Raw genomic sequence first — 11,477 nt, forward strand, 5'->3', positions numbered from 1 at the left:
TCGGCAACGCTTGCTCATCGCACGCGCGCCGGACCGAGAACCGGCCGGCGGCGAGGTTGAGGGGCGGCACCGCCAGGTCGTAGTCGGGGACATCCTCGTCGGTCACCAACCAGAACTGGACGAAGTGCAGCGGAGCGCTGCGCGACGCATTCCGCTCGGCGTGCCGGATACCGGTGCCGGCCAGCTGGTACTGAGCCTTCCCCGGCACGACGACGCGTGTGCGGCCGGTTGCGTCCTCGTGCTCGAGCGATCCCTCGAGCACCCAGCTGACGAGTTCGACGCGGGCGTGCGGGTGATCTTCGAATCCACTGGCGGGGTCGACCAGATGCTCGTCGCAAGCCACGACCGGCCCGAACGCCAGGTTGTCGGCGTCGTAGTGAGGACCGGACGAGAAGCTGTGCCAGGTGGTGATGCCGGGTTGGTCCGTGCGATACCGGTCCGCCGCGCGGTGAACGGAGATCATCGAGCGGTCAGGGACGGACAGAGTGGTCGGCGGTCCAGGCGAGCAGGTCGTCGAGCCTCCAGCTGTTGACGACTGTCTCGACCGGCACCTCGCAGTCGACCGCCCGTTCGCAGCCGTTGCGCTGCCACGCGAGCTGTCCGGGCGCGTGCGCGTCGGTGTCGATGGACGTCAGGCAGCCCATCTCGACCGCCAGGCGGAGCAGTCGCTTCGGCGGGTCGAGCCGCTCGAACCGAGAGTTGATCTCGACGGCCACCCCCATCTGCTCGCAGGCAGCGAACACCAGCTCGGCGTCGAAGTCCGACTCCGCCCGGGTGCCGCGGCCGCCGGTGATCATGCGGCCGGTGCAGTGGCCGAGGATGTCGGTGTGCGGGTTGGCGATCGCCGCGATCATCCGCGGCGTCATCTCCGTGGCCGGCATCCGCAGCTTGGAGTGCACGCTGGCCACCACAACGTCGAGCCGGGCCAGCAAGGACGGCTTCTGGTCCAGCGTCCCGTCGTCGAGGATGTCGACCTCGATGCCGGTCAGGATTCGGAACGGGGTGCCGCCCTCCGCGGCATAGCCGGCGTTCAGTTCGGCGACGACGTCCAGCTGCTGCTCGAGCCGCTCGGCGGACAGGCCGTTGGCCACCGTCAGCCGGGGCGAGTGGTCGGTCAGGACGATGTAGTCGTGGCCGAGGGCGCGGGCAGCGGCCGCCATCTCGACGATCGGGGAACCGCCGTCGGACCAGTCCGAGTGCGTATGGCAGTCGCCGCGCAACGCCGCCCGTAGCGCCGCGGTCGCCTCGTCCATCGGCTCCTCGTCGATCGCGAGCAGCCGGCGCAGGTAGGCCGGTTCCTCACCGTTCAGCGATTCGGTGATGCATCGCGCGGTCTTCTCGCCGATCCCGGAGAGCTCCTTGAGCGTCTCCGCCTGTGCGCGGGACGCGACCTCGGCCGGGTCCAGCCCCTCGACAACCGACGCCGCGGTGCGGAAGGCGCGGACGCGGTACGTGGGTTCGCGGGACCGTTCGAGCAGGAACGCGATCTGCCGCAGATCGGCCGCCGGGTCTCGGGCATCGGGCACGGATCAACCGTAGCGAGGCCTCGAGTGGCAGGCTGGCCCCGTGGACGGCGGCGAAGCGGACGACGGTCCCCGGCGACCGGGCATCGACGCCGAGACGATCCGGCGCATCGAGCAGGCGACCGGTCGGCTCGCGACGCAAAGTGTGGCCCGGATGGACGACGAGCTGCCGTGGTTCCGCGAGCTGCCGTCGGACCAGCGCTCGTGGGTGACACTGGTCGCCCAGGCCGGCCTGCAGTCCTACGTCGACTGGCTGCGCTCCCCCGATGACGTCCTGCGGCTCACCGGCGAGGTCTTCGCGACCGCGCCGCAGGCGATGGCGCGCTCGGTGACGCTGCAGCACACCGTCGAGCTCGTGCGCACCGCGATCGCCGTCGCCGAGGACAACCTGCCGACATTGGCCGGCCCTGGCGAGCAGTCGCTGGTACGTGAGGAGCTGCTGCGCTTCAGCCGGGAGATCGCGTTCGCCGCCGCGCGCGTCTACGCGAGCGCGGCCGAGGACCGCGGGTCCTGGGACCGGCGGCTGGAGGCCCTGGTGATGGACGCCCTGGTCAGCGGGTCCGTCGTCGGCGACCCGTTGCCCAGCCAGCTCGCCGCCCTGGGTTGGCACGACGCCGGCCCCATCGCCGCGATCGTGGGGACCGCGCCCGAAGGGTCGCCCGATCACGCGCTGGCCACGGTCCACTCGCGGACGCGGCGCCTCGGCTTCGACGCCATGGCCGGCGTCCACGGCGACCGCTTGGTCGTGGTCGTCGGCGGCGCCAGCGACCCGATCGAGGTCGCCACCGCGCTGCTGCCCGCCTTCGGCGACGGGCCTGTGGTCGTGGGGCCACCCGCGAAGGACCTCACCGCGGCCACGATGGTGACCCAGGCCGCGCTGAGCGGTCAGCGCGCGGTGCAGGCCTGGCCGGGGGCGCCCCGGCCGGTCAGCGCCGACGACCTGCTGCCCGAGCGGGCCCTGGCCGGCGACGCCGACGCCCGCGCCCAGCTGGTCGAGAACGTGTACGTGCCGCTCGTCCAGGCCGGCGACGTCCTGGTCGACACCCTGGCCGCGTTCCTGGATGCCGGGGGTGCTCTGGAGGCGACCGCGCGGGCGCTCTTCGTGCACGCCAACACCGTCCGCTACCGGCTGCGGCGCGTCGCCGAGGTGTGCGGCGAGGTGCCCACCGACGCCCGCGGGGCGCTGACGTTACGGATCGCCCTCGTTCTCGGCCGATTGGAAACCTTGACTTAACCCGACAACGTGTCGGCGCTACATCCCCGCAATAACGGCGGCGGTTTGGTGAATACCTACAAAACAGGGCGGGTAACCCTGTCCGTGTCGCGGTCGCGCGATGCCCGCTCGACGCGTCATTGTGGATGGTGTGATCGCAGTCTTTGCACCTGGCCAGGGCGCGCAGTCGCCCGGCATGCTCGCCCCGTGGCTCGAATTGCCCGGGGTGCTGGAGCAGGTGGCGGAGTTCTCCGAGGTCACCGGCCTGGATCTCGCCCGGCTCGGCACGACGGCGTCGGCCGACGAGATCAAGGACACGGCCGTCACCCAACCGCTGCTGGTCGCGCTCGGCGTGATCGCCGCGGGGCAACTGCAGTTAGAACCCGGCACCGAGCGCGTGGTCGCCGGCCACAGCGTCGGTGAGCTGACCGCCGCGGCCGTGTCCCGCGCGCTGTCGCCGGTCGAGGCCGTGGCCTTCGCCGCCCGCCGCGGAGCCGAGATGGCCGCGGCCTGTGCGCTCACCCCGACCGGCATGTCGGCCGTCCTCGGAGGGGACGCCGACGAGATCGTCGCCGCCATCGAAGGCGCCGGGCTGACCGCGGCGAACCGCAACGGCGCCGGCCAGATCGTCGCCGCTGGTGCTCTGGACGCACTGGAGAAGCTCGCGGCCGAGCCGCCGTCCGGCGCCCGGGTGCGCCCGCTGGCCGTTGCCGGCGCGTTCCACACACACTTCATGGCGCCGGCCGCCGAGGCACTCGGCGCCTACGCCGCGAGCATCACCGTCGCCGATCCGCGTCCCATCCTGCTGTCCAACGCCGACGGCGCCGCCGTCGTCACCGGCACCGACCTGCTGGCCCGCCTCGTCCGGCAGGTCACCCTGCCCGTGCGGTGGGACGAGTGCCTGCGGTCGTGCCTCGACCTCGGCGTCAGCGGTCTCGTCGAGCTCGCGCCGGGCGGCGTCCTGGCCGGTATCGCCAAGCGCGAGCTTCCCGGCGTCGAGATCGTGGCCGTCAAGAGCCCGGACGATCTCGACCGCGCCCGCGCCCTCGTCGCCAGCCGCCCGCAGCACGGGCAGGGCGAACACACTCCGGAGTTCCGGGTGGTCGTCACCCCGGCCAAGGGCGTGTTCACCCGCACCGAGTCGATCGACGAGGGCGAACAGGTCGCCCGCGGCGCCCGCCTCGGCACCGTGCGCACCAACCGCGAGGAGCACCCGATCGTCGCCGCCGAGGCCGGTGTGCTGGCCGAATGGCTCCGCAACGACGGCGACATCGTGGCGGCCGGCCTGCCCGTGGCCCGCCTGGCCGATGGATCGGGCTACTGACGTGACCGTGCTGTCCACGCCACGTGGTGCGCCGGCCACCCGCCTCCTCGGCCTGGGCCACTACCGCCCGGCCAACGTCGTCACCAACTTCGATCTGATCGCCCGCGGCGTCGACACCGACGACGAATGGGTCAAGAGCCGGGTGGGCATCGCCGAACGACGCTGGGCCGACCAGGACGAGACCGTGGTCGACATGGCCGAGCAGGCCGGTAGCAAGGCGCTGGCCGCGAGTGGCATCTCGAGCGCCGACGTCGACCTGGTGCTAGTCGCCACCTGCACCCTGGACAGTCCCGTCCCGGCTGCCGCGCCGACGCTGGCCTACCGGCTGGGAATCGACGCTCCGGGTGCCTATGACGTGAACTCGGGCTGCTCCGGGTTCGTGTACGCGCTCAACGCCGCGTCGGCCGCCGTGCAGACCGGCCAGGCCCGCAACGCGCTGGTCGTGGCCGCCGAGCGGTTCAGCGGCTGGATCGACATGACCGACCGCAGCACCTGCATCATCCTCGGTGACGGAGCCGGTGCCGCTGTCATCGGACCAGCCGACACCCCCGGCATCGGACCGGTCGTCTGGGGCAGCGACGGCGAGCAGGCCCAGACCGTCACCATCGACAAGGACTCACGGTTCTTCCAGCAGGAAGGCCAGACGGTGTATCGGTGGGCCACCGGTCAGATGGCCCCGATCGCCGTCGAGGCCTGCCGCCGGGCCGGCGTCGCGCTCGAGGACATCGCGGTGTTCGTGCCGCACCAGGCGAACCTGCGGATCATCGACGCATTGACTCGCCGGATCGGCCTGCCCAACGCGATCGTCGCCCGCGACATCGTCACCTCGGGCAACACGTCGGCCGCCACGATCCCCCTCGCGCTGTCCCGGATGGTCGAGGCCGGGGAGATCGCATCCGGTGCGCCCGTACTGATCCTCGGCTTCGGGTCCGGCCTCGCTTATGCCGGCCAGGTCGTGCTCGCCCCGTAACGTTCCAGTGCCGCTCGACCGAGCAGCGTCCACCGATCGAAAGGAACCCGCCACCGTGGCCGACAACATCCTCGAAGAGCTCGCCGCCATCCTCCAGGAGGTCGCCGACGTCAATCCCGAGGACGTCACGCCGGAGAAGAGCTTCGTCGACGATCTCGACGTCGACTCGCTGTCGATGGTCGAGGTGGCCATGGCCGTCGAGGAGAAGTTCAACGCCAAGATCCCCGACGACAAGCTCTCCGAGCTGAAGACCGTCGGCGACGCGATCTCCTACATCGAGCAACACGGACAGAATTGAGTTCCCACTTGTGAGTTCCTCCCCCGACGACGTCGTCGTCACCGGTCTCGGCGCAACCACGCCCCTCGGCGGGGACGTCGCGACCTTTTGGACGAACCTGCTGGAGGGCCGGTCGGGCGTCGTCCCCTTGCCGGACTGGTCCGAAGGCCTCTCCGTCCGCATCGGAGCACCGATGGCCGTCGACCCGGCCACCGCGCTCGCCCGGGTGCAGGCCCGCCGGCTCGACCGCAGTGAGCAGGCCGCGCTTGTCGCGGCCCGCGAAGCGTGGGCGGACGCCGGCTTCACCGGCCGCGCGGAGGACAACGGGCTCGACCCGACCCGGGTCGCGGTCGTCATCGGCACCGGCATCGGCGGGGTCACCTCGCTGCTGGGCCAGTACGACATCCTGCTCGACAAGGGCCCGGACCGGGTCTCCCCGCTGATGATCCCGATGAACATGCCCAACGGGCCGGCGGCCTACGTCGGCCTCGAGGTCGGCGCGCAGGCGGGCGTGCACACCACGGTCAGCGCCTGCGCGTCGGGCGCTGAGGCCGTCGCCCACGGACTGGACCTCATCCAGCTCGGCCGGGCCGACGTCGTGGTCGTCGGCGGTACCGAAGCGTGCATCCACCGGCTGAACATCGCCGGGTTCGCGCAGATGCGGGCGATGTCCACCCGCAACGACGAGCCCGAACGCGCGTCGCGGCCGTTCGACAAGAATCGCGACGGTTTCGTCCTCGGCGAAGGCTCGGGCGTTCTCGTGATCGAACGGGCGTCGTCGGCTGCGGCCCGCGGTCGCACCCCCTATGCGGTGCTCGCCGGAGCCGGCATCACCGCGGACTCCTACGACATCGTCGCGCCGTCGCCCACCGGTGACGGTCAGCAGCGGGCCGCGCTGTCCGCCTTGCGCCGCGGCGGCCTGGACGCGTCCGACGTCGTGCACGTGAACGCGCACGCCACGTCCACGCCGGTCGGCGACGGCGCCGAAGCACGCTGGATCGCCGAGCTCCTCGGCGAGCAGACGGTCGTGAGCGCCACCAAGTCGATGACCGGCCACCTCCTCGGTGCCGCGGGCGCGATCGAGGCGATCGCCACCGTCCTCTCGGTGCGCAACGACGTCGTTCCGCCGACGATCAACCTCGACGACCCGGACGACGACATCCGGGTCGACATCCCCGACAAGGCCCGCGAGATGCCGGTGTCCGCGGCCCTCAACGACTCGTTCGGATTCGGCGGCCACAACGTCGCCTTGCTCTTCCGAAAGGCCTGATGTCTGCATGACTGCTCTGGCGAACCCACCGGCCACCGAGCTGGACCCGCGCGACCCGGTTCTCCGGCTCCAGAACCTCTTCGACGCCGGGACGATGGAATTGCTGCGGCCCCGCGACGACACCGGCGTGGTCGCCGCCCGCGGGCTCGTCTCGGGCAGCCCGGCCACCTCGTTCTGCACCGACGCCACCGTGATGGGCGGCGCGATGGGCGCAGCCGGCTGCCTGCATATCGTCGACGCGATCGACTTGGCCGTGCGCGAGCGGGTGCCGGTCATCGGGCTGTGGCACTCCGGCGGCGCGCGGCTGGCCGACGGCGTCGAGGCGCTGCACGCGATCGGTCTTGTCTTCCAGGCGATGATCCGCGCATCCGGACGGGTTCCTCAGATCTCGGTCGTGCTGGGCCCGGCGGCCGGCGGCGCGGCTTACGGACCGGCGCTCACCGACGTCGTCATCATGGCCACCGGCGGGCGGGTCTTCGTCACCGGACCCGACGTCGTCCGCTCGGTCACCGGCGAGAACGTCGACATGGAATCACTGGGCGGGGTCGACACCCACGGCCGGCGCAGCGGCGTCGTGCACGTCGTCACCGACGACGAGGCCTCCGCGATCACCGCGGCCCGCACCGTTACCGCCCTGCTCGCCGACCAGGGCTCGTTCGACCTCACCCGGATCGGCCCGCGCCGCGACGTCAGCGCGCTGCTGCCGGAGAACCCCAAGCGGGCCTACGACGTCCACCCGGTCGTCTCGTCGGTCCTCGACGAGGGCGGCTTCTTCGAGATGCACGCCAAGTGGGCGCCGAACATCGTGACCGGTCTGGGACGTCTGACCGGGCGCACGATCGGGGTCATCGCGAACAACCCGCTGCGCCTCGGCGGGTGCCTCGACTCGCCGTCCGCCGAGAAGGCGGCTCGCTTCGTGCGGATGTGCGACGCCTTCGGCGTCCCGCTGGTCGTGCTGGTGGACGTGCCCGGCTACCTGCCCGGCGTCGGCCAGGAGTGGGACGGCATCGTGCGCCGCGGCGCCAAGCTGCTGCACGCCTTCGGCGAGTCGGTGGTGCCGCGGGTGACCCTCGTGACCCGTAAGACCTACGGCGGCGCGTACATCGCCATGAACTCCCGCTCGCTCGGGGCCACCCGGGTCTTCGCGTGGCCCGGCGCCGAGGTGGCGGTCATGGGCGCGTCGGCCGCGGTCGGCATCCTGCACCGCAAGAAGCTCGCCGCCGCCCCGCCCGGGGAACGCGAGGTGCTGCACGCCCAGCTGGCCGAGGAGCACGAACGGCTGGCCGGCGGCGTCGGCCGGGCCATGGAGCTCGGCGTGGTCGACGAACTGATCGACCCGTCCGACACCCGCTCGGCGCTGGCCGAGGCGCTGGCCGCCGCACCGGCCGGACGCGGCGCGCACGGCAACATCCCCCTCTAACTTCCCGGGCGGCCTGGGCGCCGATGCTCTACAGGCTGGGAACCGCGCGCGGCACTCTTCCTCGCATCGTCCATTCACGACTGCGAGGGAATTGCCATGACAAGTACCGCACCAACCTCCGAAACGAGCCGACCGCTGCGTCGCATCCTCGGCGGCCTGTTGATCGCCTACCTCGTGCTGTCCTTCGGCGGTGCGGCGGTGACCGGCGGAGCGCCCGAGCTCGACGCCGGCCGCGCGAGCTATCTCAAGCACTTCGTCGACTCCTCCATGATCACCAAGGTCACGGGGAGCTATGTCGAGACGATCGGCGCGATCATCTTCGTGCTGGCGGCACTGATGGCCGCACGTCTCTTCCGCACCGGCACGGAGATCTCCGGCTGGCTCGCATCGGTGATCGCGGCGATGGGCGTCCTGACCGCCGCTGCGACCGTCACGGCCGAGGCGGTCCAGATGGCGGCGGTGTACGACGGCCACCACGGCGCGTCCCTTGCCACCCTGCGCGCGCTCAACGAATCGGGTGACATCGCCTTCTTCATCTCGATCGGGATCCAAGGCGTCTTCCTGATCTGCGTGGGAAGCGCGGCGTTGACCAGCCGCTCCTTGCCGAGCTGGCTGGCCGGTCTCACCGTGGCGGTCGGCTCGGTCTGCCTGGCGTCTCCGCTCGGCGTCGGAGCGGGCACGCAGCAGCTCGCCTTCATGCTGGAGAGCGCGCTGTACGTGGTGATCGGCATCCACTTGCTGCGGACCCGGCGAACGGCAGCGTCCGTGCCGACGTCGCGAAGCGTCGTCACCGCATGACGTGCCGATAACCGTTCCGCGCGGCACCATGTCAACCGTGACCGAACACGCCGGCCAACGGCGCGTGGGACCGCACGCAGCGCTCGTCACCGGAGCACTCCTGCTCACGGTGACGAGCGGCTGCGTCTCGCTGTGGGTCAGGTCCGCAGACGGCGGTCGACTCTTGGTGCCCGGCCTGCTCGCCGTGGACGCAACGGCGTTCGCGCTCGTCGGCGCCGTGGTCGCCCTGGCCCGCCCGGGCAACCGGATCGGCTGGCTGATGCTGGCCGGCGGCATGGGGATGGAAGTCGGCATAGCCCTCCTCGAGCTCGCCGACCGCAGCTTGCTGCATGCCCCCGGCAGCGTGCCGGGCGCATCGGCCTGGGCGGTCATCGGGTCCGATGTGCGCGCGCTGGCTTGGCTGGTCCTGACGATCGCGATCCCCATGTACTTCCCGGACGGCAGCGCCGAGGCCGGGCGCTGGCGCTGGCTGCCCCGCCTGTTCCTGGTGACGCTCGGTGCGCAATTGATCGGGTCCACCTTCGCCAGCCACGCGCAGGTGACCGAACTGCACGAATGGCACAACCCGCTGTCGACCTCTGCGCTCAACGCGGTTGCCGACCCGGCGTCCGGGCTCGGACTGCTGTTGGCGGCCGGCACCGCGCTCGGCGCCGTCGCCCAGCTGGTCAGCCGATATCGGCGCAGCAGTGCGCTGCGTCGACAGCAGATCGGGATGCTTGCCGCTGGAGCAGCGTTCGCCCTCATCGCGGCGCCGCTCTCGGTCGCCGGCCTGGGTGGCGCATGGGCGTTCGCGGTGACCCTGCTACCCATCCCGTTCGTTCTCGGCTTCGCCGTGCTCGCCCGCGATCTCTACGACCTCGCCACCGCGGCGAACCGAACCCTGGTCTGGGTCACGCTGTCCGCGGTGATCGTCGGCATCTACGCGCTGGTCATCGCCGGGGTCGGGAGCGTGCTCGATCGAAGGGGTGCGTCCTGGTTACCGTGGATCGGAGCGGCCGCCGTCGCCATTTCGTTCGCGCCGCTGCGGGACTCGCTCCAGCGAGGAGTCAACCGGCTGATGTTCGGCCGGTGGGACGATCCCTACGAGGTGCTGGCCGCGCTGGGGCAGAACCTGGAGGCCTCGGCCGACGTGGACCGGTTGCTGGCCGACGTGGCGATGGAACTCGAGGCGACCCTCGCCCTGCGCAACGTCCGGATCGAGGACAGCCGTGGTCACGTGCTCGCCGGTAGCACCCAGTCGGACGGCGCGGCCCGCCGGCTCCCACTCGTCGCGTTCGGTGCACCCGTGGGGACGTTGTCCTACGTGCCGACGACTCTGCTCCGCCCGCGCGACGTGACCCTCCTGCACGATCTCGCCGGCCACATCGGCGGCCTGTTGCACGCCCATGGCCTGAATGCGGAGCTGCGGACGGCTCGAGAACGACTCGTGCGGGCTCGTGAGGAGGAACGCCGACGGCTCCGACGCGATCTGCACGACGGACTTGGCCCGGCGCTCGCCGGGCATCTCCTGCGTCTGGAGGTGGCCGCCCGTGCGCTGGAGCCCGCGTCCGAGGCGGCGCGAAGCCTCGCCCTGCTCCGTGACGAGATGCGCGCGACCATGATCGACGTCCGCCGCGTGGTCGAGGGACTTCGCCCGCCCGCTCTCGACGAACTCGGGCTCGTAGGTGCGCTGCGCGAGACGCTCGCGCGCCTCACGGTCGGCTCGACGGTCGAGGTCGGCTTGGAGGCTGACGAGGTCCCTGCGCTGCCGGCCGCCGTCGAAGTCGCGGTCTTTCGAATCGTGAACGAAGCCGTCACGAATGTGGTGCGACATTCCGGTGCAGGACGGTGTGCCGTCCGGCTACAGGGCTGCGGCGACACCTTGCGGCTCTGCGTCGACGACGACGGGCGCGGCTTGACGCTGGACGCCGGTGCGGGACACGGTCTCGACACCATGCGGGAACGGGCCGAGGAGATCGGTGGCACCCTGGCCGTGGTCAGTACCGTCGGTACCCGCATCCAGGCCGAGATCCCGTTGGCGCGGAGGTCGCAATGATCCGGGTACTGATCGTCGACGACCACCCTGTTTTCCGCGAGGGCCTGCGGGGCCTGCTCGCGGCGCTCGACTCCGTCGAGGTAGTGGGAGCGGTGGCCGACGGTGAACACGCCGTCACCCGCGCGGCTCAGGACGATGTGGATGTCGTGCTCATGGACCTCAACCTGCCCGGGATTTCCGGAGTGGAGGCGACAAGGGCGATAACCGACTCGCCCCGCCCACCGGCTGTCCTCGTGGTCACCATGGTCGACGACGACGACACGGTCGTGGCCGCGATGCACGCGGGCGCTCGCGGCTACGTCCTCAAGGGCGCGACCGGGGACGAGATCGGCGCCGCCGTTCAGGCGGTCGCGTCAGGCGGAGCGGTCTTCGGCGCGGGAGTCGCTCGCCGCATCCTCGAACGCGCCTCCAGTCCGGCCGTGAACCGGCCGAGCGTCGGCGGGCAGCAGCTGACCGAGCGGGAGACGGAGATCCTCCAGCTCTTGGCCGACGGGCACAGCAACGCGCAGATCGCCCGGCGGCTACAGCTGTCGCACAAGACCGTCCAGAACTACGTGTCGCGCATCCTCGACAAGTTGCAAGTCAGTGACCGGACCCAGGCGGCCCTCCTGGCCCAGCGGCTGCGCAACGGGAACATGCCGCACTAG

11 protein-coding genes are annotated in these 11,477 nt (G+C 71.3%); 9 read left to right on the forward strand and 2 right to left on the reverse strand.

The window, feature by feature from the left end; genetic code table 11:
* Together ABR571_RS12620 and ABR571_RS12625 are read right to left on the reverse strand one after the other, a co-directional pair.
* The coding region (locus ABR571_RS12620; RefSeq protein ID WP_409453560.1) for a pirin family protein at positions 1-463 on the reverse strand (463 nt) is incomplete at its 3' end.
* Between the two features lie 7 nt (positions 464-470).
* Complete coding sequence (locus tag ABR571_RS12625) at positions 471-1,526, reverse strand: PHP domain-containing protein (protein WP_409453561.1); 1,056 nt, start codon at positions 1,524-1,526, stop codon at positions 471-473.
* 40 nt (positions 1,527-1,566) lie between these two features.
* Here ABR571_RS12625 and ABR571_RS12630 point away from each other — a divergent pair, with 40 nt between their 5' ends.
* From ABR571_RS12630 to ABR571_RS12670, 9 genes are all read left to right on the forward strand, one after another.
* Positions 1,567-2,757 (forward strand): PucR family transcriptional regulator, encoded by a 1,191-nt coding sequence (locus tag ABR571_RS12630; RefSeq protein ID WP_409453562.1) that lies wholly within the window; start codon positions 1,567-1,569, stop codon positions 2,755-2,757.
* Positions 2,758-2,887: 130 nt separating this feature from the next.
* Positions 2,888-4,060, forward strand: a complete 1,173-nt coding sequence (locus tag ABR571_RS12635; RefSeq protein ID WP_409453563.1) for an acyltransferase domain-containing protein — start codon at positions 2,888-2,890, stop codon at positions 4,058-4,060.
* Between the two features lies 1 nt (position 4,061).
* Positions 4,062-5,030, forward strand: coding sequence for a beta-ketoacyl-ACP synthase III (locus tag ABR571_RS12640; protein ID WP_409453564.1), 969 nt, complete (start codon positions 4,062-4,064; stop codon positions 5,028-5,030).
* A gap of 55 nt (positions 5,031-5,085) precedes the next feature.
* Positions 5,086-5,328: an acyl carrier protein gene (locus ABR571_RS12645; protein WP_409453565.1), complete on the forward strand. Its 243-nt coding sequence runs from the start codon at positions 5,086-5,088 to the stop codon at positions 5,326-5,328.
* Between the two features lie 10 nt (positions 5,329-5,338).
* Positions 5,339-6,577: a beta-ketoacyl-[acyl-carrier-protein] synthase family protein gene (locus ABR571_RS12650; RefSeq protein ID WP_409453566.1), complete on the forward strand. Its 1,239-nt coding sequence runs from the start codon at positions 5,339-5,341 to the stop codon at positions 6,575-6,577.
* A 7-nt stretch (positions 6,578-6,584) separates the two neighbouring features.
* Positions 6,585-7,997, forward strand: coding sequence for an acyl-CoA carboxylase subunit beta (locus ABR571_RS12655; protein ID WP_409453567.1), 1,413 nt, complete (start codon positions 6,585-6,587; stop codon positions 7,995-7,997).
* Between the two features lie 96 nt (positions 7,998-8,093).
* Positions 8,094-8,795 (forward strand): hypothetical protein, encoded by a 702-nt coding sequence (locus tag ABR571_RS12660; RefSeq protein ID WP_409453568.1) that lies wholly within the window; start codon positions 8,094-8,096, stop codon positions 8,793-8,795.
* Positions 8,796-8,832: 37 nt separating this feature from the next.
* Entirely contained in the window at positions 8,833-10,830 is a 1,998-nt protein-coding gene (locus tag ABR571_RS12665) for a sensor histidine kinase (RefSeq protein ID WP_409453569.1), read from the forward strand.
* Positions 10,827-11,477, forward strand: coding sequence for a response regulator (locus tag ABR571_RS12670; protein WP_409453570.1), 651 nt, complete (start codon positions 10,827-10,829; stop codon positions 11,475-11,477). Before ABR571_RS12665 ends, ABR571_RS12670 begins: the two co-directional genes overlap by 4 nt.

Origin of the sequence: Jatrophihabitans sp. (genome assembly GCF_046262535.1) — a bacterium.
Classification (GTDB): Bacteria; Actinomycetota; Actinomycetes; order Mycobacteriales; family Jatrophihabitantaceae; genus Jatrophihabitans.